Annotated in this window: 26 protein-coding genes and 1 pseudogene; 10 read left to right on the forward strand and 17 right to left on the reverse strand. The window is 46.5% G+C overall.

From position 1 onward, the window contains the following. A complete protein-coding gene (locus BST85_RS01580) occupies positions 1-1,005 on the forward strand; it encodes an FAD:protein FMN transferase (RefSeq protein ID WP_245917612.1) in 1,005 nt (334 codons plus the stop codon). On the opposite strand, the gene BST85_RS01585 is transcribed toward BST85_RS01580, so the two are convergent. The 5 genes from BST85_RS01585 to BST85_RS01605 all read right to left on the reverse strand — a co-directional run bounded on the left by BST85_RS01585 (position 976) and on the right by BST85_RS01605 (position 5,509). Continuing rightward, a complete protein-coding gene (locus BST85_RS01585) occupies positions 976-1,746 on the reverse strand; it encodes a class I SAM-dependent methyltransferase (protein ID WP_104811658.1) in 771 nt (256 codons plus the stop codon). The two genes, BST85_RS01580 and BST85_RS01585, sit on opposite strands and share 30 nt — an antisense overlap. Before the next feature lie 3 nt (positions 1,747-1,749). Further along, complete coding sequence (map, locus tag BST85_RS01590; RefSeq protein WP_104811659.1) at positions 1,750-2,568, reverse strand: type I methionyl aminopeptidase; 819 nt, start codon at positions 2,566-2,568, stop codon at positions 1,750-1,752. A gap of 15 nt (positions 2,569-2,583) precedes the next feature. After that, positions 2,584-3,177 (reverse strand): thioredoxin family protein, encoded by a 594-nt coding sequence (locus BST85_RS01595; RefSeq protein ID WP_104811660.1) that lies wholly within the window; start codon positions 3,175-3,177, stop codon positions 2,584-2,586. A gap of 5 nt (positions 3,178-3,182) precedes the next feature. Further along, on the reverse strand, positions 3,183-4,697 hold the full coding sequence (gene gpmI, locus BST85_RS01600) for a 2,3-bisphosphoglycerate-independent phosphoglycerate mutase (protein ID WP_104811661.1): 1,515 nt from the start codon (positions 4,695-4,697) through the stop codon (positions 3,183-3,185). A gap of 83 nt (positions 4,698-4,780) precedes the next feature. Beyond that, positions 4,781-5,509, reverse strand: coding sequence for a M15 family metallopeptidase (locus BST85_RS01605; protein WP_104811662.1), 729 nt, complete (start codon positions 5,507-5,509; stop codon positions 4,781-4,783). A 96-nt stretch (positions 5,510-5,605) separates the two neighbouring features. On the opposite strand from BST85_RS01605, the gene BST85_RS01610 reads away from it, so the two are divergent. The 6 genes from BST85_RS01610 to BST85_RS01635 all read left to right on the forward strand — a co-directional run bounded on the left by BST85_RS01610 (position 5,606) and on the right by BST85_RS01635 (position 11,060). Continuing rightward, positions 5,606-6,412, forward strand: coding sequence for a carboxypeptidase-like regulatory domain-containing protein (locus tag BST85_RS01610; RefSeq protein WP_104811663.1), 807 nt, complete (start codon positions 5,606-5,608; stop codon positions 6,410-6,412). Then, entirely contained in the window at positions 6,399-7,166 is a 768-nt protein-coding gene (locus BST85_RS01615; protein WP_104811664.1) for a peptidase associated/transthyretin-like domain-containing protein, read from the forward strand. The genes BST85_RS01610 and BST85_RS01615 overlap by 14 nt, the downstream gene beginning before the upstream one ends. A 45-nt stretch (positions 7,167-7,211) precedes the next feature. After that, the gene (locus BST85_RS01620) at positions 7,212-7,721 is read left to right on the forward strand and encodes a DUF6702 family protein (protein ID WP_104813855.1); all 510 of its coding nucleotides are present in this window, start codon (positions 7,212-7,214) and stop codon (positions 7,719-7,721) included. 69 nt (positions 7,722-7,790) lie between these two features. After that, positions 7,791-10,100, forward strand: a complete 2,310-nt coding sequence (locus tag BST85_RS01625; RefSeq protein ID WP_104811665.1) for a M1 family metallopeptidase — start codon at positions 7,791-7,793, stop codon at positions 10,098-10,100. 85 nt (positions 10,101-10,185) lie between these two features. After that, positions 10,186-10,473 carry a Sec-independent protein translocase subunit TatA/TatB gene (locus BST85_RS01630; protein WP_104811666.1) on the forward strand — a complete coding sequence of 96 codons (288 nt, stop codon included), beginning with the start codon at positions 10,186-10,188 and terminating at the stop codon, positions 10,471-10,473. Then, entirely contained in the window at positions 10,473-11,060 is a 588-nt protein-coding gene (locus tag BST85_RS01635; protein ID WP_104811667.1) for a phosphatase PAP2 family protein, read from the forward strand. Before BST85_RS01630 ends, BST85_RS01635 begins: the two co-directional genes overlap by 1 nt. Here BST85_RS01635 and BST85_RS01640 read toward each other — a convergent pair. From BST85_RS01640 to BST85_RS01675, 8 genes and pseudogenes are all read right to left on the reverse strand, one after another. Continuing rightward, on the reverse strand, positions 11,037-11,678 hold the full coding sequence (locus tag BST85_RS01640) for an O-methyltransferase (RefSeq protein ID WP_104811668.1): 642 nt from the start codon (positions 11,676-11,678) through the stop codon (positions 11,037-11,039). The two genes, BST85_RS01635 and BST85_RS01640, sit on opposite strands and share 24 nt — an antisense overlap. Beyond that, the gene (locus BST85_RS01645; RefSeq protein WP_104811669.1) at positions 11,678-12,760 is read right to left on the reverse strand and encodes an amidohydrolase family protein; all 1,083 of its coding nucleotides are present in this window, start codon (positions 12,758-12,760) and stop codon (positions 11,678-11,680) included. Before BST85_RS01645 ends, BST85_RS01640 begins: the two co-directional genes overlap by 1 nt. Positions 12,761-12,769: 9 nt before the next feature. Then, the gene (locus BST85_RS01650) at positions 12,770-13,555 is read right to left on the reverse strand and encodes an SDR family oxidoreductase (protein WP_104811670.1); all 786 of its coding nucleotides are present in this window, start codon (positions 13,553-13,555) and stop codon (positions 12,770-12,772) included. A gap of 15 nt (positions 13,556-13,570) precedes the next feature. Further along, entirely contained in the window at positions 13,571-15,013 is a 1,443-nt protein-coding gene (locus BST85_RS01655; RefSeq protein WP_104811671.1) for an aldehyde dehydrogenase, read from the reverse strand. Between the two features lie 6 nt (positions 15,014-15,019). Further along, positions 15,020-15,436, reverse strand: coding sequence for a RidA family protein (locus BST85_RS01660; protein WP_104811672.1), 417 nt, complete (start codon positions 15,434-15,436; stop codon positions 15,020-15,022). 3 nt (positions 15,437-15,439) lie between these two features. Beyond that, on the reverse strand, positions 15,440-16,837 hold the full coding sequence (locus tag BST85_RS01665) for an FAD-dependent oxidoreductase (RefSeq protein WP_104811673.1): 1,398 nt from the start codon (positions 16,835-16,837) through the stop codon (positions 15,440-15,442). After that, positions 16,830-18,115, reverse strand: a pseudogene (kynU, locus tag BST85_RS01670) (kynureninase). The gene BST85_RS01665 and the pseudogene kynU overlap by 8 nt, the downstream one beginning before the upstream one ends. Positions 18,116-18,134: 19 nt before the next feature. After that, complete coding sequence (locus BST85_RS01675; RefSeq protein WP_104813856.1) at positions 18,135-18,833, reverse strand: hypothetical protein; 699 nt, start codon at positions 18,831-18,833, stop codon at positions 18,135-18,137. A gap of 65 nt (positions 18,834-18,898) precedes the next feature. On the opposite strand from BST85_RS01675, the gene BST85_RS01680 reads away from it, so the two are divergent. Together BST85_RS01680 and BST85_RS01685 are read left to right on the forward strand one after the other, a co-directional pair. Beyond that, positions 18,899-19,312, forward strand: coding sequence for a (4Fe-4S)-binding protein (locus BST85_RS01680; protein WP_104811674.1), 414 nt, complete (start codon positions 18,899-18,901; stop codon positions 19,310-19,312). A gap of 20 nt (positions 19,313-19,332) precedes the next feature. Next, positions 19,333-20,151, forward strand: a complete 819-nt coding sequence (locus BST85_RS01685) for a class I SAM-dependent methyltransferase (RefSeq protein ID WP_104811675.1) — start codon at positions 19,333-19,335, stop codon at positions 20,149-20,151. On the opposite strand, the gene msrA is transcribed toward BST85_RS01685, so the two are convergent. The 3 genes from msrA to BST85_RS01700 all read right to left on the reverse strand — a co-directional run bounded on the left by msrA (position 20,148) and on the right by BST85_RS01700 (position 22,830). Beyond that, complete coding sequence (gene msrA / locus BST85_RS01690) at positions 20,148-20,816, reverse strand: peptide-methionine (S)-S-oxide reductase MsrA (protein ID WP_104811676.1); 669 nt, start codon at positions 20,814-20,816, stop codon at positions 20,148-20,150. The genes BST85_RS01685 and msrA overlap by 4 nt on opposite strands. Positions 20,817-20,928: 112 nt before the next feature. Further along, the gene (locus tag BST85_RS01695) at positions 20,929-21,714 is read right to left on the reverse strand and encodes a zinc ribbon domain-containing protein (RefSeq protein ID WP_104811677.1); all 786 of its coding nucleotides are present in this window, start codon (positions 21,712-21,714) and stop codon (positions 20,929-20,931) included. Between the two features lie 3 nt (positions 21,715-21,717). Further along, entirely contained in the window at positions 21,718-22,830 is a 1,113-nt protein-coding gene (locus tag BST85_RS01700; RefSeq protein WP_104811678.1) for a Nif3-like dinuclear metal center hexameric protein, read from the reverse strand. Positions 22,831-22,874: 44 nt separating this feature from the next. Between BST85_RS01700 and lpxK the strand changes: the two genes are divergently transcribed. Then, on the forward strand, positions 22,875-23,888 hold the full coding sequence (lpxK, locus tag BST85_RS01705; protein ID WP_104811679.1) for a tetraacyldisaccharide 4'-kinase: 1,014 nt from the start codon (positions 22,875-22,877) through the stop codon (positions 23,886-23,888). Here lpxK and BST85_RS01710 read toward each other — a convergent pair. Further along, complete coding sequence (locus BST85_RS01710) at positions 23,885-26,134, reverse strand: hybrid sensor histidine kinase/response regulator (protein WP_104811680.1); 2,250 nt, start codon at positions 26,132-26,134, stop codon at positions 23,885-23,887. The two genes, lpxK and BST85_RS01710, sit on opposite strands and share 4 nt — an antisense overlap. Between the last annotated feature and the right edge of the window lie 2 nt (positions 26,135-26,136).

A 26,136-nucleotide genomic window follows, 5' to 3' on the forward strand; every position in this document is an offset into this window, starting at 1 on the left:
TTGACGGTTTTCGTCCTATGGGGATGTAGCCAACCCACTCCTAGTCTTTATACCTTAAAAGGGGAGGCTTTTGGTACCACTTATGCTATCCAATATTACAGTTTGGAACCTACTGTTTCCATGACCGGGGTCGATTCTGTTATCCAGATGGTAAACAACTCGGTCAGCACATATATTCCGGATAGCGATATCAGCCGTATCAATGCCGGAGACAGCACGGTAGTAGCAGACCAGATTTTTGCAGAAGTCTTTCAGCTTTCAGAACAGGTCTTTAAGGAATCGAATGGTTATTTTGACCCCACTATTGGTGTGCTGAGAAATGCCTATGGTTTTGGAGATGTAAGCCCCTTGGAAGTTATCGATGAAAGCGTATTGGATTCATTGATGGTTATGGTAGGTTTTGATAAAGTAAAACTCTTGCCAGACGGCCAGGTGATCAAAGAGCATCCTGGAATTTACTTCGACTTCAATGCGGTGGCAAAGGGATACGGAATCGATCTGCTCGGAAAGTATCTCGATACACAGGGGGCTACCGATTACCTGATCGAACTAGGTGGAGAGATCGTTGCAAAAGGTATGAACCTGAACCGGCAAGGGCCTTGGGTAGTTGGGATAGAAGCCATTAACTCTCCCTTGGAGGACCGTAGTTTTCAAGCCAGCTTGCAGATATCGGACAGGGGCATGGCCTCCTCCGGGAATTATCGGAAATATCGAATTGATGAAGTGACTGGTAAAAGATATGTCCATACCATCAATCCCCTGAACGGAGCCGCCCAACAGAGTGATCTGACCAGTGCCACGGTCTTGGCTCCCACTTGTGCACAGGCGGATGCCTATGCCACCGCATTTATGGCAATGGGCTATCAGCGATCACTGGAGTTACTTTCTGAATTGAATGGTATAGAAGTCTATCTGACCTATCAGGAAGGAGATGAGGTAAAGGTATTTGCTAGTCCTGGCTTAGGGCAGCAACTGTTAAGCGGGTTTCCTGCAGACGGGCAATAATTCTCCCTTTGCCAGACGATATCGATCAATCTGTTCCGCGCTGAATTGATTGGTATAATCAATTGCTTCAACTTCGAAGCCGACTTTGGCCAAACGCTCAAAGTAGTCCATGCCGTACACGCGTACATGGTCATATTGCCCGAATATCCTGCTACGCTCCTCAGGATCTGTTATGCTATCGTCCTGAAAAGTTTGCTTCCTATCCGCTTCGTATGGTACCTGAAGAATAGCCGTTCCTCCAGGAGCGAGTACTCGAAATAACTCCTTCATGGCCTGGATATCGTCTGGAATATGCTCCAGTACATGGTTACAGATGATGAAATCGTATTCATTATCGGCAAAGGGCAGTTGGCAAATGTCGGCCTTGACATCGGCCAGGGGAGAGTTGAGGTCTGTGGTGGTATAGTCCAGATTCTTTAGTTTACGGAATCGCTTGTAGAAAGCTTGCTCCGGTGCAAAATGGAGCACTTTTGTAGGGCTTTCAAAAAAACTGGTCTCCAGTTTCAGATATAGCCAAAATAATCGATGTCTTTCCAGCGAAAGGGTTCCGGGAGACAGCACATTGGATCTGATCCGTGTATAACCGTAATCCAGAAATCGCTTGTAAGACCTGCCATCGATAGGGTCGGTGTATCGACTTCCGCGATAGAAAAGAGCAAGAACCGGTCTCACCCAATGACTGATGCGAATCAGCCACGGTCTTGGAATGCGGTTTAGAAAGAAGTTAAACACAGATCTCATCCCTTAGAGGACCAACTTCTCTTTACGAAACTCGTCTTCCTCATCACTTTCAATACCCAATTCTTCGTACACATATGCAAAGGTGGAGAGCAATTCGGGCTGGCCATCGACTATGGCCACATTGTGTTCAAAGTGGGCAGATGGTTTTTTATCCTTGGTCACTATGGTCCAGCCATCTGCTAGTTGAGAGACCAAGTGAGTTCCCATATTGATCATGGGCTCAATGGCTACAGTCATACCCTCAATGAGCTTCTTTCCGCGCCCTCTTCGTCCGTAATTAGGCATTTCAGGGTCTTCGTGTAATTTCTTGCCGAGTCCGTGACCTACCAGTTCCCGTACAACACCATACCCATGGGACTCACAGTATTGCTGAATGGCATATCCTACATCGCCAACACGATTGCCGGCCTTCAATTGCCGAATTCCAACATAAAGTGATTCCTTGGTGACCTGGAGCAACTTTCTGACCTCTGGTGCTACTTCGCCAATCTCGAATGTATATGCATGGTCGCCATAGAATTCGTTTTTGATCGCCCCACAATCTATCGAAACAATATCCCCTTCCTGCAATGGCTTATCTGTGGGTAGGCCGTGAACAACTGCCTCGTTTACACTGGTCAATAGGGTAGAGGGGCAACCGTAGAGTCCCAGAAAGCCAGGTGCGGCCCCTTGTTCTCGTATAAACTCTTCCGCCATCTTATCCAGGGCTTGGGTGGTAACTCCTGGTTTGACCTCTCTCGCCAGCATGCCTAGTGTCCTGGAGACGACCAGGGCACTTTCCCGCATCAATTCTATCTCTTCTGCTGTTTTGGTGATGATCATAGCTTATATCCGAGGTTAATCTTCGTAATAGTGTTTGTACTCTTTGCCTTGCAATATGGCAAGCAGGTCTTGTTCCAGGGTGCCTACAGGGTATTCTACAATACGTTTGATCTCTTCTCCATCTTTCATGAGCATGATGGAAGGGATGTATTCGATGTTGTGATCAGCTTCGTAGTCCTGGGGGGTGATCTTATCGTGGTCTACCGCGATCAATTCGATGTTGGAGGTGTCAAAATCGGCGTAATCCAATATTTTGAACAGGGCAGGGACTTCCCGTTGGCTGTCTTCGCACCAGCTCCCCATAAAGATCTTGAAGGATACTCCACTGAGCAAGGGTTTGATAGAATCCACCAGGACAGTATCCATACGATGATCAGTATAGCTGACCTCGTACCAGTCCTTGAACAGATCTTGTTCCAAAGCGGATCGATCTATTCTACCCAACAACATTTCGCCACCATCTACTGTATCCGGTACGATCTGGTTAAATCCTTGCAGATCGTATTCTAAGGTTTGAATTTCAGCATTAACCGGAAGCTCCGATGATGATTTATTTTCTTTACAAGCCATGAAGGCCAATACAATGATCAGAATAAGTGTTTTCTTCATTTAAGTTAGATTAGGGATGTACCGGTCATTTCTTCGGGTTGGTCCAGACCCATTAAGCTTAGGATAGTTGGAGCAATATCTCCGAGTACCCCATTGCTCAAGGATTTCACATCATTATCCACCAGATAGAAAGGAACTGGATTAGTGGTATGAGCGGTATGGCTGGAGCCATCTGGGTTTTTCATGGTCTCGGCATTACCGTGATCGGCGATTATCAATACAGCGTAACCACTCTTTTGCGCTTGATCAACTATGGCTTCTGTACAATTATCCACAGTCTCACAAGCTTTCATGGCGGCTATCATATCACCGGTATGGCCCACCATGTCCGGATTAGCAAAATTGAGGCAGATAAAATCTACTTCACCTTTTTCCAGTACGGGTAATATCTTATCTCGTACATCAAAAGCACTCATCTCCGGTTTAAGATCGTAGGTAGCCACCTTAGGTGAAGGGCACAATATGCGTTCTTCCCCTTCAAAAGGTTTTTCCCGACCTCCGTTAAAGAAGAAGGTCACATGTGGATATTTCTCGGTTTCGGCAATACGAACCTGTCTTTTGCCATTGGTTTGAAGAACCTCACCCAGGGTTTGGTCAATATTTTCCTTGTTGTAGATGACCTTGACTCCTTTGTAAGTGTCGTCGTAATTGGTCAGGGTGACGTAGTACAAATCCAGAGGCTGCATTTGGAAGGCTTCATTGGCTTCCTGGCTCAATACCTCGGTTAGTTGTCTTCCGCGGTCTGTCCTGAAATTGAAGAAAATCACCACATCACCTGTTTGTATGGTCGCAACCGGTTGGTCACCTTCCATCATAACGATAGGTTTAATGAACTCGTCTGTCACACCTTGGTCATAACTGGTCTGAATACTCTTTGCCGCATCATTTGATGGGCTGCCGATCCCATGAACCAGCAGGTCGTAAGCTTCTTTCACCCGTTCCCATCGTTTATCACGGTCCATGGCATAATAGCGTCCTATTACAGATGCCAACTTACCGCCATGATCGTCCATGGTCTTCTGTATGTCTTCTACAAATCCTTTTCCCGAGTGCGGATCTACATCCCGACCATCGGTAAAGGAGTGAACAAAGTAATTGGGAACATCGGCCTGTTCGGCGGCTTGGATCAACCCTTTGAGATGATCGATATGCGAATGCACCCCTCCGTCGGAGAGTAATCCTAGAAAATGAACATTTCTTCCTTCTTTTTTGGCATATTCAAAGGCGCCTTGCAGAACAGCTTCCTTGGCCAGGCTTCCATTTTGGACTGCCATATTCACTTTGGCCAGATCCTGGTATACGATTCGACCAGCCCCCAGATTCATATGGCCCACCTCACTATTACCCATTTGCCCCTCGGGTAGCCCAACATTCATCCCATCTGTGCGTAACTCAGCATGGGCATATTTCCCTGATAAGGAATCTACAAAGGGAGTATTGGCCTGGGCTACTGCAGATACCGCCGGATCCTGGGTAATTCCCCAACCATCCAGTATCATAAGCATGACTTTTTTGTTCATTGGGATAGTGTCTAAAAGAATGATGCAAAGATAAAAACAATTGGTCGGCTGGCATAGCGACCTTTTCGCTCTATAACCATCTCTTAAAGCAGGGCAGGATTGATATCCAGGATATGCTGATTCCGGTAGTCCTGAATGAAGTCTTCAGTAAAATGTGCGCTACCCAGAACAGCTTCTTCTTGCAGTATACTTCTTAAATCGAGATCTAAGTATGCCTTGAGGAAATCTATGGATACAGCCGCATAACTAAAATGCCAGGGTTCATATTTAAACCCTTTCCGATCTGCCTTGTCCGTGTAAACTTCGTAAAATCCAAAGCGCTCAGCATGCTTGTCCATCCATTCCTTGAATTTGCAAAAAGGCCCCTCTCCATGAAAATGCCGTGCTTTTAGGACGGATTCAGGCCGGGGAGCGCTGGCGTCGATCAAATCGATATCCGTCCCCCAATGATGTCGTGAGGTTCCTGGGATGGTAGAGTACTCTATGATCTTGTCAATGGCTGCCTGGGGATTGAGTCCTTCTTCCGTATAGCGCAAGTATTTGCCTTCGAAGATCTGTTTCTGGCGATGAAAACTTCTAAAGGCAGAGACCACCTCTATCTTTATACCCTCATTAGAAGCAGCCGCTACCATTGCGTCAAAGGCGGGCTTAACTTCCTTATGCAATTTGAAACCAGTACCTATCAGGTGATCCTGGGTTTTTCCGATCAGCATGTTCCGGTCCAACTGTTCTGTTGATGTCCCGGAAGCATGTAGCTGGTGGATACCAATTAGTCCAGCTATTGAGAAGCCAAGAAAATCTCGTCTATTCATTAAATGAATGTTAATCTTACGGCATTTCCTTCAAATTTAACACAATCCCATTCCTCCTTAGGGTTTTTGTAAGAAAATGATCAGTAACTTTAATCTATGCGACTAACGATAACCATCCTTTTTTTATTTTTTAGCGGACTCGTTCTTTCTCAGGAGATCGATCGCGTCACGATACAGGGTCAGATCACAGCACCCACTGGTGAAGACATTGAGGGTATTAGTATCTATAATATTTCTGACCAGGAAGGAACCATTACCGATAAGGACGGGAAGTTTGAATTGGCCGTTGCCAAGAATGACAGGGTCCAGGTCACTGCCCTTCAATTCCAGAGTTTTACCGTCATAGTGGACGAAGGTGTGATAGAAGTCCGTAAACTGACCATCTATATGAATCCGGCCATCAATCAGTTGGAGGAAGTAATCGTAAGGCCTTATGATCTCCTCGGAAATGTGACGGCAGATGTGAAACGGATCCAAACTTCCGTGATCTCACCAGATTGGGATCTCTCTTATTCAACCTTGGAGTTTGATTATCAATTTACTCCGGATGCCCTTACGGGGGTTAGAGGAAATGCAGCCGAAGAAGCCCTGGGCTATTCTGATCTAAGAGCTGGAGCCGATGTCATCGGATTGGTGGGATTGCTCTTTCCAAAAAAGAAAAAGACCGAAAAACAAGTGGCCACAGACAAAGAGGTAATCACTACTGCACTGCGTCAGCGGTATAGCAATGCCTACATTACCCAGACGTTTGGAATACCATCTGAGAAAGTGAACGACTTTATCTACTTTACTGAAGAAGAAGGAATCGACCAGAATTTGCTGAAAGATGCCAACGAGATTGAATTGCTTGAGTTCCTCAGAACACAGAGTATCAAATACAAGTCACAGCTTGACAATAACTAAGCTACTCCTACTTTTTATTTTCTTTTGTTCTTTTCGCCTCCTGGCCCAGGAGAAGATCATAGACGGGCAGATCGCCAATGAGGTTGATATTGAAGGGATACACATCCTCAATCAAAGTTCTGGCTATAACACCGTCACCGATGATCGCGGAAGATTCCGTATCCAAGCCAAAATAGGAGACACCTTGTTCATATCTTCCATCCGGTATCAACCTACCCAGCAACTCATTGATCGTGAGATAACAGAAGCCGGTAAGCTGGAGATCTTGCTGAAGGTATTGGTCAATGAATTGGATGAGGTGGTGCTGGGCCATCAGCTATCCGGCAATATACAGGCCGACATCAAGACCATTAAGGTTGTGGATACCTTGAATTTTGACGATGTGGGTATTCCCGGCTTTAAAGGGAACCCCCAGGAAAGGATCGTTCCAACCTGGCAGGCCGTAATACCGACATCGGTTAATCTGGAAGCTATTTATAAACACATAAGTGGCTATTACGCCAAGTTGAAGAAGAAACGCAAATGGGAAGCCCAACAGACTGCCGTAGCTCGAATGATCAATTTCTACACTCCGGAATTCTTTCGGGAAAGTTATGGTGTTCCAACAGATCGTGTTTACGATTTCTTGCTCTTTTGTATTGAGACCACTTCGGTCCGGACCGATTTCCTCCGAGAGAACTATGCTGGTGTATTGGATGCCTTTAAAAGTCAGGGAGCCATATATGTTAAACGTCTGAAAGCAAAAGCGGAATAATCTTTGTAACATTGCAGCACATCAGAAAATGCCATGCTTAATTTGATGAAGTCGAAAACGATATTCCTTGCTTTCTTGATCCTGATCGCTCCTGTGTTGATCTCCTCTCGGGCACATAAATTCTATGTCAGTATCACTAAGGTAGAATTATCCGAGGAAGCCAAGTCCGTTCAGATAATTACCAAGATATTTATTGACGATATCGAAGCGACCCTGCAGAAACGCTACGATCCGAATGTATCCCTTGATACAAAAAAGGAAACCGAAGCTCATGTCAAGCTGCTGGAGAAGTATGTGCTCCAGAAGTTTAAGGTCGAAATTGACGGTGTAGCCTATCAACTGGAGTACCTCGGTCGTGAATATGAGAATGACGTGGTTAAATGCTATTTGGAAGTCCCGGGAATCACCGATCTGAACAAGATCGAGATCGAGAATAGTGTACTGATGGATATGTTTGAAGAGCAGCAGAATATCATACACGTAAAAAAAGGTAAAACCCGCAAAAGCCTGGTGCTCGATAAGGAACACCCAAAGGGTATGTTAAACTTCGATTAAAGCTTTTTTGGTCTGTTTAATTACACTTATTTTTAGAAGCTAAATTTCAATCAATCTAATTTTTTCCGAATGAAATATTTAAAATTATTGTCTCTCGCGCTGGCGGTGATGTTCTCTGGAGCCATGATGGCCCAAGAGGAGGACGTCGAAAAGGAAGAGCGTCTGCCTGGACACTACAACAACAACAGATTCAAGCAACTCTACGAAGAGTTCTCTACACCAAACATGTACCGTTCTGGAAACGGAGCCCCTGGTCCTGCTTACTACCAACAGCAGGCAGATTACGACATGCAGCTGGTACTGAACGACAAAGATGCCAGAATTGATGGTGAGGAAACCATTACCTACACCAACAACAGTCCTGATGCCCTGGAATATCTTTGGGTACAATTGGACCAGAACGTGAGAGCTCGAGATTCTAAATCTCCCCTGATCGAACCTAGTGGTGCGGCTCCGGCCGAGATGGCCTCTAGCTTTGTGGCCGAGCACATGGGCGAAGGATTTGACGGAGGGTTCAAGATCATGTATGTAAAGGATGCGAGCGGAAAGGATTTGCCTCATACCATCAATCGCACCATGATGCGGGTAGAAATGCCGTCTGACCTCAAAACTGGAGAGAAATTCACCTTCTCTATCAAGTGGTGGTATAATGTGCCTGAGCACACCATCGATCGTGCCCGTAGTGGTTATGAGACTTTTGAAGACGGGAACCGCGGTTATGTGATCGCCCAATTCTATCCTCGTATGGCTGTTTACAGTGATGTGGAAGGATGGCAGAATAGTCAGTTCTGGGGAAGAGACGAGTTTGCCCTACCATTTGGGAACTTCGATGTAAGCATCACGGTACCTTCTGATCACGTATTGGATGCGACTGGAGTCCTTCTGAACAGAAAAGAGGTCTTCTCCAAGGAGATGATGAAGCGTTACAACCAGGCCGCCAAGGAGTACACGACTCCGGTTCAAATTGTAACGGAAGCTGAAGCTGAAGAAGCCTCCAAAGGCTTTGCTACAGATACCAAGACTTGGAAGTTTCGTGCAGAGAATGTACGTGACTACGGTTTTGCCACCTCTAGAAGATATATGTGGGACATGATGGCCGTTAAGATCGGGAACCGAGACGTAATGGCTGTTTCTGTTTATCCACCGGAAGGTAACCCGCTATGGGAAGACTGGTCAACCAAAGTTGTTGCCAGTACTTTGAAGTCCTATTCTCGCATGACCTTCGATTACCCTTATCACAAGGCCATCTCTGTTCATGCACGTAACCAAGGAATGGAATACCCAATGATCTGCTGGAACTACGGACGACCGGATAAGGAAGGTAACTACAGCGAACGAACCAAATACGGAATGTTCGGAGTGATCATCCACGAGGTTGGGCACAACTTCTTCCCGATGATCGTCAACTCTGACGAGCGTCAATGGACCTGGATGGACGAAGGGATCAACACCTTTGTTCAATATGTAGCCGAGCAAGATTTCGGTGAAGCATATCCTGAGGCTATTGCACCCAACAAGAAGTATCCTTCTCGACGCGGACCTGCCAAGAGTATCGTAGATTATATGGCAGGAAACCAAGAGCGCATGGCACCGATCATGACCAAAGGTCTGAACACCTATAATTTTGGATCCAATGCCTACTCCAAGCCTGCGGTAGGATTGAACATTCTTCGTGAGACCATCATGGGGCGTGATCTGTTTGACTACGCATTTAAAACCTATTCCCAGCGCTGGATGTTTAAGCACCCAACTCCAGAGGACTTCTTCCGCTCAATGGAGGATGCATCTGCTGTAGATCTGGATTGGTTCTGGAGAGCATGGTTCTACACCACTGACTATACCGACATCGGTGTTAAGGAAGTGAAGAAATTCTATGTGACTTCCAAAATGAATCAGGAGATCAAAGATTTGATGGAGGCGCGAGGTCTTACTGAGGCTGACCTGCCACCACTGGTTTACTTGGTAGAAGAAGACAGCGATGATTTCGAAGAGAGCATGCGTACCGCCAGTCTGAAAGACGTATCCACACTGCAAGAATACATCATGGACAATATGAGTCCTGAAGAGCAGGCCAGATTGAAGGAGCCCAAGTATTTTTATGAGGTGACCTTTGAGAAGCCGGGAGGAATTCCAATGCCTATCATTGCGGAGTACACATACAGTGACGGAAGTACTGAGCGTATTACCTATCCGGCTCAGATCTGGAGAAAGGACGATGATGCCGTTGGGAAAGTGATTGCCTCCGACAAGGAGATCACCAAGATCGTCGTCGATCCTGACGAAGAAACCGCCGACATTGACACCTCTAACAACAGCTGGCCCAAGCGTAAGAAATTGGGTGAGTTTGATCAGTTCAAGAACAAAGTCAAAGGCCAATAACCTGGCTTTAACCATATAAATTTGCCCGGTCATTTCATGGCCGGGCATTTTAATTCCCGGGTATTTTTTTAGGTATATTTGCAGTATGAATCCAGGGTCAATTGCTTTATTCATCAGCGGGGCAGAAATTGCCTTTATTCTTTTTATCGTGCTGATGGTGTTCGGTGCCGATAAGGTTCCCGAAATAGCACGTGGCCTGGGTAAAGGAATGCGTCAGATCAAGGATGCCACAAACGATATCAAGACAGAGATCACCAAAAGTGCAGAAAAGCAGGGTATCGATGTCGATATAACCAAGGACGTCAGATCCCAGATCGATAAGGTCAAAGAGGATGTTGACGATATAACCGGTCCCATCAAAAGGCAGTTTTGATGCTCAATTCCCTGGAGCAATGGGATCGGGAATTATTGCTATTCTTCAACGGTTTGAGTCAGGAAGCCTATGATCCATTTTGGTTGGTCGTTACCAAACCAGAAAGCTGGGTTTTACTATACGTATTGATCTTTTATTTGATCTTTGCCCGATTTGGTCGGACCACTGGTGCTATTGCGGCAGTATTTGCAATTTTGACAGCATTGCTGTCCAATTTGAGCAGTGAACTGATCAAGCGCTTAACTACGAGGCTTAGACCGAATAACGATGCCTCTTTGAATGAACTGCTCAGAATCCTATTAGATGCAGAAGGGTATAGCTTTTTTTCCGGCCATGCCGCCACCAGTTTTGCTGTTTCTACCTTGGTTGTTCTGCTCTTTCGTATACAGCTTCCCTGGATTTACGCCATACTGATCTGGCCCTTTCTATTTTCGCTCAGCAGATTGTATCTGGCTGTTCACTATCCTTCGGATGTGTTGGTCGGGATGCTGGCGGGGATTACAATGGGCGTGATTGCTTACCGCCTTTTCAACAAATTCTTTGGTGGTTCAAGGGAGATGGAATCACTTCACCCGACTAATAGTTAATCCATCCCGAACGGGTAAGAGTACACTTTCCAGCCTAGGATCCTCGTTTAGCATTCTGTTGTACCGGATCAGTGCTGCCGTATCTGCATCATCCTTAGCCACTTCCTGCGTTACCTTACCGCTCCATAAGACGTTGTCGCTCAAGATGACAGAACCGCTTCCTAAGCGCGGTAAAAGCATCTCCAGATAGTTGGGGTAATTGTTCTTGTCTGCGTCAATGAAGACCAGATCAAAATCAAGATCTAAGGAAGGGACAATGTCCAATGCATTACCCAGATGCTGAACAAATTGTTCTCCTCTTCCCGTGCGATCAAAGTAACGGCGTTGCAAGTCTTCTAATTCTTCATTGATATCTATGGTGTGCAACACCCCGTCATCCTGCATACCTTCTGCCAAACATATGGCAGAATAACCGGTATAGGTTCCGATCTCCAGGATATTCTTGGGGTTGATCAGTTTGGAGATTATACTGAGTACCCTTCCTTGGAAGTGTCCACTAAGCATACGGGGTTGCAGGACCTTCTGCCAGGTCTCCCGATTGAGTTCTTGAAGTAATTCTGGTTCGTCTTGAGTGTGATCAACCGCGTATTGGTCGATGTGCTGAGGTAAGAACTCCATTATTTTAGTATTCTGTCTATCAGTTTTTGTTTCGCCTTCTCATCATCCCCACACAGCCATTTGATCACATTGTCCTCCCAGATCGCATCGCATTCATCTTCGGTAAGAATATCTCTTTCCTTGGCCAGGTCCAAGATCTTCCCGGGATAAGAGGATTGAGGGGCGCTCTCCATTTCTCCCAGCGGATAAGGATCGTCAAGTCCCATCAGGATCTGTTCTGCTCCTTGGTTTTCTACCAATAGTTTCAAGGAACCAGTATCGTGTACCAAGGTGTCGAAGAAAATGTTCTTGTGGCCAACGGATTTCCTGGGGTGGACCATACCTTCAAACAGATCTGGTCTGCCATCAAAGCCTTGGATCCTTCTTCCTAGGTTTATCTGAGCTAACTGCCCGCCATGAGCAAAGCAAGTTCTCATATGGGGGTATTTGTCGGCATATCCGTTCAAGGTCAGGAAATGATAGGCGTCTGCGCATTGAGCCAGCATCCAGATCAGGTGGAAACGCCAGGCCGTATTTTCCAGCAAGATGAATTTCTCCCCGTCGTAGGGATGAATCTCTACAGCCAGGTTGTATTTGCTGGCCAGATCAAAGATGGGTTCATTCTCTTCGTCGAAGATGCATCTCCAGGTTCCGATGGTATCCATGTAGTGCGTTGGCAGGCACAAAAGTTGCAGGCCAAGTTCTTCCACACAGCGTTCGATTTCCCACAATGCACCTCGAACAAATCCGGGATGCACAACAAAACCACAGGTAAATTTGGAGGGATGATCGTATTGAATACGAGCGTTGAAATCATTTTGGAACCGGAGGGCCTTTTTCATTTCTTCCAAACGCAAGCCGTTCCCGTACAATTGGGACAGATTGAGTACCACCGCATGATCGATGTTGTATTTATCCATCCACTCTAATTTCTCACTCAGGAAAAAACTGGAGTCTGTAACGGGCCGGCTCCAATTCTTCTGAAGCATATACTTGCGGTCCTCATCTACCCAAAAGATCTCCTTTTCCCGCATGAAATCTGGGATCTCTTCCGGGTAGGGGAGTAGGTGAGAATGACCGTTGATGCGCAGTTTTCGCTTCATGGAATAAAGTTACAAAGATTTGGTTCGACCTCCGTCTACCGGCACATTTATTCCGGTGATGTATCCGGCAGCGTCCGTGCATAGAAAAGCGATGGCAGATGCTATTTCAGAGGGTTGTGCAAACCGTCTGAGAGGCACGATCTTCTTCATGAATTCCCGTGCTCCCTCTTCAGAGGTATTCATTTTACGAGAAGCTCCTTTAACAATGTCGTCCAAACGTTCTGTTTCGGTAAAGCCGGGTAAAACGTTATTGATGGTGATGCCATGGGGTCCAAGTTCGAAGGAAAGTGTCTTGCTCCAGTTGGCCACCGCTCCGCGGATGGTATTGCTAACACCCAATCCTTCTATGGGCTGCTTGACCGAGGTTGATATCACATTGACGATCCGACCAAAACCGGCTTGTTTCATGGCCGGTACCACAGACTGAACCAAGATCTGGTTACAGATCAGATGCTGCCGGAAAGCGGTCTCATATTCGCTGACCTCGGCAGAGAAGGCCGTGCCCGGTCTGGGCCCTCCTGTGTTATTGATCAAGATGTGGTAGTCCGTCTTTAGGGTAGCTTCCAGAAGGGCTTTTTTTAGTTCTTCCGGTTTGTCGAAATCCGCTGTAAGGTAGTTGTGCTCTTGATCGTTGGATATGTGTAGTTCTTGAAGAGCAGTTTGTAGTTTTTGCTCGTTCCTGGCCAAGAGAGTCACCTGGGCTCCAAGTTCACTCAGTAGTATAGCGGTAGCTTTTCCGATTCCGGCACTACTGCCGCATACCAGCGCATTCTTATTTGTCAGGTTGAGATTCATATTAGATTAAGGATTTTATTGGTATTCAATACAAACGTTCTTGGGTTCTGTAAAAAAGCGGAGGGCTTCAAACCCACCTTCGCGGCCAACACCACTTTGCTTAACCCCACCAAAGGGTGTTCTCAGGTCTCGATTCAGCCAGGTGTTCACCCAAACTATTCCCGCTTCCAGTGCCTTGCTCATCCGCATGCAGCGATCCAGATCCCGGCTCCACAAGGTGGCAGAGAGGCCATAAGGAACTCCGTTGGCAATATTCAGTGCCTCTCCTTCTGTGTCAAACGGGATCAGTGTGACAACCGGACCAAAGATCTCCTCCTGATTTACCCGGCAGCGGTCGTCTGGTAATTCAATCACTGTTGGACGCAGGTAGAAACCATTTTCAAAGCCTGGAACAATTACTTGTATACCACCGCTAAGGACTGTACCGCCTTCTTCTACAGCCAGCTCGATATAGCCCAAAACTTTCTGTAAATGATCTTTAGAAACTATCGCACCCAGATCTACTTGCTCTTCTGGGTTACCAACGGTCATCTTGTCTACACGTTTTACAAACTCTTCTTTGAATCGATCATAGATGGTTCGTTGGATCAGTATCCTGCTGCCACAAAGGCAAATCTGGCCTTGGTTTGCAAAGGAAGAGCGCAGGGTAACCTGCATCATACGTTCAAAATTGCAGTCTGCAAAGATGATATTGGGGTTCTTGCCACCCAGCTCCAGGCTAAGTTTTTTAAACATGGGTGCAGCTGTTGCTGCCAGGAGTTTTCCGGTCTGTGTCCCACCTGTAAAAGAAATGGCTCTAATACCCGGATGTTCTACCAAGGCCTGTCCAGCCTCCGGGCCTATTCCGTGAACGATATTCAATACCCCGGCAGGTAGTCCGGCTTGGGTCAGAATATCACCGAGCAGATAGGCAGTATAGGGCGTTACTTCACTTGGTTTGGCTACCACAGTATTTCCGGCGGCAATAGCCGGGGCCACCTTCCAGCTGAATAAATACAGAGGTAGGTTCCACGGGCTGATACACCCAACCACACCGATGGGCTGCCTCAGGGTGAAATTGATGGTATTCTTGCCAGTAGAATTATGGCTTTCAGAGGCAAACTGTGTGAGCGCATGGGCATAGAATCTAAAATTGGCAGAAGCTCTAGGTATATCCACGGCGGCCGCCAGCCAGACTGGTTTGCCATTGTCCTTGCTTTCTGCGCTGGCCAATTCCTCGGCATGTTTTTCGATCAGGTCGGCAATCTTCAACATGATGCGACTGCGTTCTTCCAGAGTAGTTTCAGACCATTGTTTAAAAGCACTACTTGCTGCAGCATACGCGGATTCGATATCCGCCTGATTGCTTTTTGCCAGCTGAGCATAGATATCCCCGGAAGCCGGTGTGGTCAGATCCATCCAGTTGTTGTCCGCTGGATCCTGGTAATTGCCGTTTATGTAATTCTTTAGCCGAAGCATTTATTCTTATTGAGGTTTATAGGCCATAGCCTTGATCTCAACCACCAGATTAGGGTGAGGAAGTTGATGCACGGCCACCGTGGTCCGGGCTGGACCACTCTCTTTACTGAAATACTGGGCGTAAATTTCATTATAGCCTGCAAAATCGTTCATATTAACCAGGAAAGAGGTCACATCTACCACATCTTCCAGTCCGGCTCCTTCGGTGGCCAGATAATCTTTGATATTTTCGATAACCGCGCGAGTTTGTTCCCTGATATCCAGATTTACAGTTCCCATTTCATCTACCTGTTCTACCCCGGCAAAACTATTATCCGGTAAACGAGAACTGGTCCCGCTAACAAATATGAAATCGCCAACACGCTTAACATGTGGGTAGGCTCCTCTGGGAGTGGCTTTTCCTTCTACTAGTCTACTTTTCATGGTTTAAAGATTTTTTAATAAAGCATCGTCTTCCAGAATGTCGTTGGTCTGCTTCACAATGACCTCCAATATTTCCTCAAGTGAGCCATCCGGATCGATCTTTCCGTCGTCCAATAAGTTCAATATGGCTTTGTCCTGAGCTCTTCCCCTCCGCATGGCTTCACTGTAGGGTAGATCTTCGTGGAAGGTCACCAGGGAATATTTGCTGAAGTAGGCCTCTGGGAATTCCTGTTCCAGCCTGACCTCCAGTTTCCGTTTGGCCTGGAACAAAGGGCTTGCGGTGTGTTCCTTCATTTCATAGAAATTATCCACAGCCAGATCTGCAATTGCATCGGTATTCACCTTCCTGGCCTTCTCATAGGTTTTCAGGACCAGATTCCAATCTTCAGCAGTCTGATCCAGGACCTGATCAAGTATCAGGACGTCCTCAAAAGAGGCGTTCATTCCTTGTCCATAGAACGGGACAATGGCATGAGCCGCATCTCCCATTAGTAAGGTTTTACCATAACTGGACCAGGGGCTGCATTTGATAGTGCCTAACGGACTAGTCGGGTTGGTAAAGAACTGATCTGTCAGATCAGGGATTAAATGCAGGGTGTCCGGGAATTCTTTTTCAAAATACTGCTGGACCTTCTCTTTGCTATCCAGGTTGTCGAAACCGTAGTCGCTGTCCCTCCATGGTGCAAAGAGAGTCACTGTGAAACTGCCATCCAAATTAGGTAGTGCTATCAGCATATCTGCACCTCTTGGCCAAATGTGTAGGGAGTTCGCATCGATCAGAAATTCTCCATTTGGGCCCGGCGGAATCTCCAGTTCTTTGTATCCGTGGGTCAACCACTGCTGAGAAAAACTGAAAAGAAATTTCTTGTGCTCATACATGCTGCGTCTTACCGCTGATCCAGCCCCATCTGTTCCAATCAGCACATCTCCTGTGAAGGAACGGAGTTCACCGGTTTCATTGTGTGTGAACCAGGCTTTTCCCATTTCCAGGTCTACGTTTTCACAGATGTGATTGTAATAGACCTTAACTTGTGGATAATCATCAAGGGCATTGAGCAGCATCATATTTAAGCCAGGCCGAGAGATGGAATTAATGTGCTCATCGTCTCTGCCAGAGTATGGACGCAGAAATACCTCACCACTTTCCTGGTGGATCATGCGGCCACGCATTGGGATGCAAAGTTCCTTGGCCTGATTATCCACACCTGCAAGGGCAAGGGCTTGCAATCCCCTGTCGGACAGGGCCAGGTTAATGGAACGTCCGGCAACCTGGTCTACCTTTCTTAGGTCTGGTCTCTTCTCGACCAGACTAACATGGTATCCTCTCTGGGCCAGGCGCAGGGCAAGTAAGCTCCCGCACAGACCTGCTCCTATGATCAGAATGTGTTCTTTTTTACTCATTGAGTAGTGCTTTAAGTCGTTGTACAAATTGGAAAACGTCTTGATAGGAATTATAGAGTGGGGCAGGAGCAACTCGGATTACATCCGGTTCCCTCCAATCGCTGATCACTCCTGCTTGGGTCAATTTTTCGTGTAAGGATCGGTCAGCGCTGACTACTTGTATGGATAGTTGACACCCCCTTTGGTCAGGATCCCTCGGTGTTATGATTTTCAATCGATCATCATTCAGATCATCCAGCAGGAATTCCAGGTACCCCGTCAGTTTAACGGATTTCTTCCTGAGGTTTTCCATTCCTGCTTGATCGAAAACTTCCAGAGAGGCTCTTATCGCGGCCATGGACAAGATGGGTGGGTTACTCAATTGCCATCCCTCAGCTCCGGCAAGTGGACTGAACTCCTGCCGCATATTGAATCGGGTCTCTTTATCATGTCCCCACCATCCCGCGAATCGCGGCAGATCGAAATCCCGGCTGTGCCGCTGGTGAACAAAGATTCCTCCCAGACTTCCGGGCCGCTGTTCAGGTATTTATAGGTGCACCAAACGGCAAAATCCGGCCCTGCATTGTGCAGATCCGGCATAATGTTCCCAACACCGTGTGCGAGGTCAAAACCTACTACACATCCATGATCATGTCCCAGATCGGTAATTTCTTGGATAGGGTAGAACTGACCACTGTAATAGTTGGTATTGCCCAATAAGATCAAGGCGACTGTCTCTCCCTGCTCGGCCAGTAGCTCGTGCAGATCATCCATACGGCAGAGTTCAGAACCCTCAGGTGGAGACCAAAGTAGAAGCCCATCCTTCGGATTGTATCCATGAAAGCGCAATTGGCTTTCAACAGCATATTTGTCGCTGGGGAAGGCGTCTTTTTCGATGATGATCTTATACCGTTTGGAAGTCGGACGGTAGAAGGAGATCAGCATAAAATGCAGATTGGCTGTCAGCCCATTCATGATGACCACCTCTTCTGGAAGAGCGCCAACCATTTTCGCCATGTTTTCTGTTAGGAATTCGTGGTAAGGCATCCAAGGATTACGGGCATCTGTATGTCCTTCGACCCCAAGTTGAGCCCAGTCGTCCAGTTCTTGTTGAACGTATTTTGCAGCAAGTTTGGGTTGGAGGCCCAGAGAGTTTCCACAGAGATAGATCAGACGCTCACCATCCGTATTGGTGGGATGATGGAATTGCTCCCGGAAACCCTTCATCGGATCAGCCTGGTCGCACTCGAGGGCATATGCTAGGGTATTGGTATAAGTGGTGGTGGTTGGTTGGGTCATAAGATCAATTGGTGCGGTATCACTGAACCTTGAGGCCGGTAAAATGAAGTTGTAAAGTTTTGGTGCTATCCTTATGCATGGTGGCCATTGTCAATTCTCCCACTTCTTTATAGGCTTCCCAGGTAGTAACCATAGAAGGTTCCGGCTGATTGCCTTTGCGGAATACCCATTCCGTTAGCAGAAAGTCATCACCATAGTAAAAGTCGTAGGCATCCCCAGGAGTATAACCCCCTTCGTCCGAGTAGGTCAGGGTCAGTTTGTTCATCATGCCACCAGATATGGGTGCAGCCTCCTGAGAGGGCTCACTTATGGTCGTTCCTTCGTCCCACACCAGGTGTAAAGGGGCAAGTAGCCAGAAGGAATCATTCACGAATGTTTGATCAGCTCTGAGGGACAAAGAATCTACCTGAGAACGAACATAGTCAACGGTATCGGCTTCATTGATGAAAGTTACCCTGTCCTCTTTGGGATACCAATTAAAAGAACGCTCGATATGCATTTCTCCTCGGTCGATATTGAAGGTGAAATCCAAGCGGTTCACATTTTGCCAGTTGTCATAACCATGGGCTTTGGCAATAGCCATGGCAGGTGTCATTTCTTGTTCCTGCACAAGCTCCGTTGACTTTACATCCTCCTGTTTCTCTGTCTCTTCAGAGGAGCTGTTTTTACAGGAGAAAATCACCGCCAGCAGGCATAATAAAAGGGCTGTCTTTTTCATAAGGATGGTTTTGTAGTAAAAATACACAAAGTATTTCTCCAAGCATAATTTTCGTATTTTTAGATATGGACATACGCAAAGAATATGACAATGGTCAGTTGACAGTCGTTTGGAAGCCGGGACTGTGTTTTCACGCCAAAGAATGTGTTAAAGGATTGCCGGGAGTCTTCAATCCGGATCGGAAACCATGGATTCAAGTAGATCAGGCTACAACAGAAGCGCTCATGGCCACTATCGATAAATGCCCCAGCGGCGCATTGAGTTATTACAAGACAGCCGATGGACCACCCCAGTCTGAGACTCAGCCTGAATCTGCCCTTACGGTCGAGATCATGGATCCTGGTCCGGCCTTGATCAAAGGAAAGATACAGTTAACCCAGGCAGATGGTTCTGTGGAAGAGAAAGACGGGATCACGGCTATCTGTCGATGTGGCAAGACCGGGAATTCCCCTTTCTGCGACGGTAGTCATAATTCCTGATCCCGGAATCCCTAATTTCCATGTCTAAGACTTCTTCATCCGGTCATCAGGAAAAATTCCAGGTTAACAAGGCTACGTGGAATCAGAAGGTTGACGTTCATGCCAGAAGTGAATTCTACGATCTGGAATCCTTCAGAAAGGGACGAAGTTCACTGAATCGATACGAATTAAATGCCTTAGGTGATGTGGCAGGTAAGTCTTTGTTGCATCTCCAATGCCATTTCGGGCAGGACACCATGAGTTGGTCTCGTATGGGAGCAAACTGTGTGGGTGTGGATATCAGCGATAAAGCGATTGAGCTCGCGGAAGAGCTGAGCCGGGAATTGAATCTGGATGCTCGCTTTGTCTGTTGTAATGTGTTGGATACACGGAAACACTTGCAAGAACAATTTGACCTGGTTTTTACCAGTTACGGAACGATCGGCTGGTTACCCGATCTGGCCCCCTGGGCCAAGGTTATATCTGAAAGCCTAAAGCCAGGAGGTAAATTCTATATGGTGGAATTTCATCCGATCTGCTGGATGTTCGATTATCAACAGCAACCACCGGCGCTTGTCTATGGCTATCAGCAATCGGCTCCCATATACGAAGAATACGAAGGCTCCTATACCGATGGTGGCAAGGACCGGGTCGTCAGCAAAGAATATGGCTGGAACCACGGTCTGGGCCAGATCATTTCTTCACTTCAAAAGGCTGGGTTGGTCTTTGACTATTTGAACGAATTGGACGAGTCTCCCTATAACGTTTTTCCAGGACTGATCAGAACGGAATCCGGTTATTTCGGACATCCCCAAGAATTATTTCCTTTACTGTTCGAACTTCAGTTCAGCAAGGCTTAGTGAGCGCCTTCTTCTTTGAGTAAGTCCGGAAATTTTGCTTTGAAATTATTGAGACGGGGAATGGATACATTCCGGATGTAAGGGTTGTTAGGGTTTCGTCTCTCGTAATCCTGATGATATCCTTCTCCCATCCAGAACTTCTGAAAGGGCATGACCTCTGCTGCCACTTTATTCCCTCCAAGTTCTTCATTCAACTGGTTGATCTTTTCCTCGATCACCGCTTTTTCCTCATCATTCTGGAAAAAGATGATAGAACGATATTGAGACCCTCGGTCCGGTCCCTGTCCATTGACCTGGGTAATATTCTGTGATCCAAAATAGACATCTACCAGACTCTTGAAGCTAACAATGTCTGCATCGTATATGACCTCTACAGCTTCTGCATGTCCCGTAAGCCCTGTATTACTGGCCTCATAGGTGGGGTTCTCAGTATGGCCCCCGCTATAGCCGTTATATACTTCTTGTACTCCTTTTACACTTTCGTATACGGCCTCTACACACCAGAAGCACCCGCTGGCAAAGTAGGCCCGGGCGTATCCATCATCGGATACCACCTGTACGGGTTCGGCCAAAGCCTGATCCTGTTTGGTTTCTTTTTTAGACTGACAACTGACCTGGGAAACTACCAATAGGCTTAGGCCCAGGAATTGAAGGAATTGTTTCATATGTTCTTTTCTTTTTCATGTGGTCGCGATAGCAGTGCGAACCTTGCCGAAAGGTATAAAAAAAGTCCTCCACAGGGGAGGACTTTAAGATTACTACAACAGTTGCAATACCTTATTTTATACTGTCGAACAGTTTTTGCATTTTTTCTTGCTCTTCCTTGGCCAAGGTAGGGTCTACTAGGATACGTCCACTGTGTTCGTCTGTAATGATCTTCTTACGGGAAGCGATCTCCATCTGAATTTGTGGTGGGATGGTGAAGAAAGAACCTCCGGATGCTCCTCGCTCTACTGGTACAACGGCCAAACCATTCTTTACGTTGGTCCGGATGCGCTTGTAGGCGTTGATCAGGCGGTCTTCGATCTGTTTTTCGAATTTACCCGATTCTTTGATCAGACTATCTTCTTCCTTCTCGGTCTCGGCCAGGATCTCATCCAGTTCACCCTGCTTGTGTTTCAGGTGATCCTGACGCTCGTTGAGACGGGTTTTGGTTTCGTCGATCACTTCGTTCTTTTGCTCGATCTGAGCCTTGAACTCTTTGATATGCTTTTCGGCCAATTGAATTTCCAGTTCCTGGAATTCGATCTCTTTGCTCAGGGAATTGTACTCCCGGTTGTTCCGAACGTTATCCTGCTGAGAGGTGTATTTTTTGATCAGCCCTTTTGCTTCTTCGATCAAGTTCTTTTTGTCTTTGATCAGGTCTTCAATAGCACCCAGGTCGGCATTCAGCTTTTCCATACGCTTATTCATCCCGGCTACCTCATCTTCCAGGTCTTCGACCTCTAGGGGTAATTCGCCACGTACGTTGCGAATTTCATCAATACGGGAATCGATCAACTGCAAGTCGTAAAGGGCTCTTAGCTTTTCTTCGACTGTTGCCTCTGCTTTCTTTTTTGCCATAAACTAAAAATAAAAGATAGGATTGGTCCTCACTTGAGAGACCTGTGTGCCTTTGGGTAAGGCAGGTGCAAAATTAGCAATTTTTTTCCTAACGAAGTCAAATAAAATCTGACTTGTAAATCGTTCGCTTTCAAAGTGTCCCACATCACACAGCAGTAAGTGACCTTCGGCTTGATAAAAGTCGTGATATTTTAAATCGGCGGTAACAAAGGCCTGCGCTCCCGCCGCTTTTGCGGCACCTATGGCGAAACTTCCACTGCCACCCAGCACAGCAACCCGACTGATCGGGCCTTCAAGTAGTTCAGAATGACGAATACAGGGTGTTTCAAAGACATTTTTGAGCCTTTCTAGAAATTCAGATGGTGACAGGGTTTCTGCAAGCTGTCCTACCATCCCCATTCCCACATATTGATGGGTATTCTCCAATTGGCTCACTTCGTAGGCCACTTCTTCATAGGGGTGACTCTTAAATAAGACCCGAAGGACCTGGGATTGCAAGTAGCTGGGGAAAGTCATGGAAATTCGGACCTCTGCTTCCCTATGCAATTTGTGAGCTTCTCCAAGTGTTGGATTGGCTGCCTCATTGGGCATAAAAGTGCCTTCTCCTTCCAGGTTAAAACTACAATGACTGTAATTGCCGATCTGACCTCCCCCTGCTTCAAATAAAGCTTCTCTAAGACGATCAGCATCCTGCTTCGGAACAAAGGTGGTCAGCTGAGAGATCAACCCTTTTTTGGGGAGTAATATTTCTCGATCGGTCAGCCCCAACTGCTCGCACATGGCAGCGTTGACTCCATTCCAGGCGTTATCCAGGGCAGTATGCACTGCAACTATGGCAATATCATGCCGGATGGCTTTGATCACCGCACGCTCAACATAGTTCTTACCCGTAAGTTTTTTCAGGCCCGAAAAGATGATTGGGTGGAAACTTAGGATGAGGTTGCATCCCAGGTCAATGGCTTCGTCCACAACAGCTTCCAGGGTATCGTGGGTGATCAGGATTCCATTTATTTCCTGATCCTTGTCTCCCACCAGTAAACCGGTATTGTCAAAATCCTCGGAATAGGCCAAGGGAGCAAGTTCTTCCAGTTGGTCGAGCAGTTGTGAAACCTTCATATTTCAGATTTTAGGGTAAAGATAAAAAAGTATACATTCGTGATATGAAGACTCTTCGTCTAGGAGCCTTTCCATTTGCAGCGGTCTACGGTGTGATCACCAACATCCGCAATTATCTCTACGACAAACAAATTTTAAAGAGTAGATCGTACGATCTACCTGTTATTTGCATTGGAAATCTATCCACAGGCGGAACAGGGAAATCTCCCATGATAGAATACATGCTGGGCTATCTTTCCGAAATGTACCAGGTAGGGGTATTGAGCAGGGGATACGGAAGGAAGACCAAAGGTTTCCTGGAAGTCAATATCGATCACAGCAGCCGTGAAGTAGGGGATGAACCCTTACAGATCAAAAAGAAATTTCCCGAGGTCAAAGTTGTGGTTTGCGCCGACCGCCGGGAGGGGATAGAACGGATGCAGGATGATGTCGAAGTCATTTTGATGGACGATGGATTCCAGCACCGAAGGGTGAAGCCTTCATACTGTGTGGTGCTTACGCCCTATGAGCCGCTTTATCTGGACGATTATCTATTGCCTATGGGAAATTTAAGGGAATCTGTATCTGGTATGGATCGTGCAGATATGATCGTGGTGACCAAATGCCCGGATCCTGTTCCGTATAGCTTCTTGCAAGAGATCGAATTGCGTATTCCCCAAAAGGATCATCAGAAATTGTATTTCAGTCGCATCAGTTACGGGCAGACCCTAGTCGGAGCTACCGAAGAATTGCCCTTGGAATATTTGAAGAACAAACCCTTTACTCTGGTAACGGGAATTGCCAAACCGGGACCTTTGGTACGCTTCTTAGCGCGTAAGGAGTTCAGTTTTGAGCATCGTCAATTTGCCGATCATCACGAATTCAGCAGTAAGGAGATCGAACAATTGAAACAGGAAGAGCTGATCGTTACAACAGAAAAGGACTATATGCGGCTGAGTCTGCAAATGCAGAAATACGCCTTGTATTATTTACCTATCCGCACAGAGATCCTCAACGATCAATCGCCCTATCTGCAACAGACCATTATCGCCCATATAGAGAGTAAGCTGAATTCCTAGACCAGTTGTTTGTTCTCGTGTAGGGTGCGGTAGATCTTCTCGAAGAATTCTTCCGTCTTAAATGGTTTCGGGATGATCTCGTTAAAACCAGCCTTGTAGAAGTCGTCCAGGTTTTCGTCTATGGTCACCGCCGTTAACGCAATGATAGGGATCTGGGTATTGAAGGTTCTGATCTTCTGAGTAGCCTCTATCCCGCTGATACCTGGCATGTGGATATCCATGAGTACCACATCGAAATTGTGAGTCTTTACCAGTTCGATGGCGTCCATTCCGTTGTCGGCCACCATACAACTTATTTTGTTCTTCTCCAGGATCTTCTTAGTGATCATCTGGTTGATCTTGTTGTCTTCAACTACCAGGACATTTCTGTTCTCCAGGGCCACATAGTCCACATCGTAAATAATGTTCCGGGTATTATTGATCTCCGGTATGAGGTCGTCCGCCTGATCCAATTTAATATCAAACCAGAACTTGGACCCTTTCCCCAGTTGGCTTTCCAGGTAAATCTTACTGCCCAGTAATTCCAGCAGGTTCTTCACAATAGAAAGTCCCAGACCTGTACCTCCAAATTTTCGGTTGATCTGCAGGGATGCTTGGGAGAATGACTCGAATATGCTTTTTTGTTTCTTCTTGGAGATTCCAACTCCGTTATCTTCAACCTCAATGCGCAGGTTCACATTTTGGGAGTTGGCATCCATCTGCTTTACACGTACGGTTACATCACCATTTTGAGTGAACTTGACCGAGTTTCCAACCAGGTTGATCAGAATTTGGGACAATTTGAGAGGGTCTCCCATCAGTTTGTCTGGTATGCGCTCGTCAAATTCCAGATGCAGGTTATTTTTCCTATCCTCTGCAGATTTCTTCAAGGCGATCAGTACATCATTGACCCGTTTCTTCAGATTGAACTTGGTGCGTTCTATCTCTACCTTATTGGCCTCAAGTTTGTTGAGGTCCAAAATGTTGTTAATCAAGGAAAGAAGATATTCCCCGGAAAATTTCAGGGAGTTCAAGTGTTCCATTTGACTTTGTTTCGGGTTCTCTTCCAGCAATAAATGGGTCAAACCGGTAACCGCATAGAGCGGAGTTCTCAACTCATGGGTAATTGTGGATAAGAACTGGGCCTTTGCCAAAGAGGCCTTCTCCGCCTTCTCCTTGGCCAGTTGTAGTTCGTTATTCTTGTCTTGCAACAGTTCGTTGGCTTTCGCCCGTAGATTGTTGTTCTTGTAAAGAGAAAGTGTCAAGAGTGAGAGAATGACGATCAGAGCAATACTGAGCCCTGTTGTCATTCGGCCAAAGTTGATCGATTTCTGCTTCTTGTCCAGATCGTCCTGTTGGTCCTCAATGATAGCGTTCAGCGCACTTAACTGAGATTCGGCATCGACCCCTTGGGATACGGCTTCCAGGTAGACTTGATATAGAGAGTCGTTTTTACGCTCATAGATTTCCAGGTTCTTTTCAGCCTCCAGGTAGTTATTCTCTTTTAGTGCCAAATACGATCTGATCCGATAACTGGTCGCTTTCAAATCGAAATAACCGGCCTGGTCAATCAGATTTACGGCCTGATCCAGGTTTTGATGTGCGATCGCAATATTTTCACCGGGGTCTCCCCCTTTGAGCAGGGAATAAGCCTCCGCCTTGTTCAGCAGCACTCGGGTGCGGTCATAGCGAAGAGATTCATCCTGCATACCGTCGGATGCAGCATCAAAATAATTGATCGCACTGGTGTGATTACCTTCTCCTTTTTCGATCATTCCCAGGCTGAACAACACCCTGGATTTACCTTGTTCATCCCCTAGCCGGGTAAAGATCCGATTAGCCCGCTGGGCATAATCCTTGGCTTGGGAGAATTTCCTGTCGTGAATGAGGATAAGAGCCAGTTGGTTGTTGGCTTTGGCCAATTCCAGTTCATTGCCCAAGGCGGTGTATATTCTGACGGCCTCTTTGGCTTCCAATTGTGCTTTATCTATACTCTGTAGGGTATAATAAAGCTGGCTCAGTCTAAGCTTGATATCACCTTTAAGTTCTTCGTACTCGCTACCCGTGATCAGTGAGTTAGCGTTGACCAAACTAACGATAGCCGTGTTGTAGTTATAATTAACGAGGGCCTGTTCCGCTTCTTGTTTATAGGCTTGGGTCTGGGCGATCGTATCTTGGATCACCTGTTGAGACCAGCCGCAAAACGTAGAAAGGAAAAAGAGGATCGCGGGGATGACCGAAATGTGTTTTTGTAAGATTTTTTTCATCT

Origin of the sequence: Aureitalea marina, assembly GCF_002943755.1 — a bacterium.
GTDB classification, from domain to species: domain Bacteria; phylum Bacteroidota; class Bacteroidia; order Flavobacteriales; family Flavobacteriaceae; genus Aureitalea; species Aureitalea marina.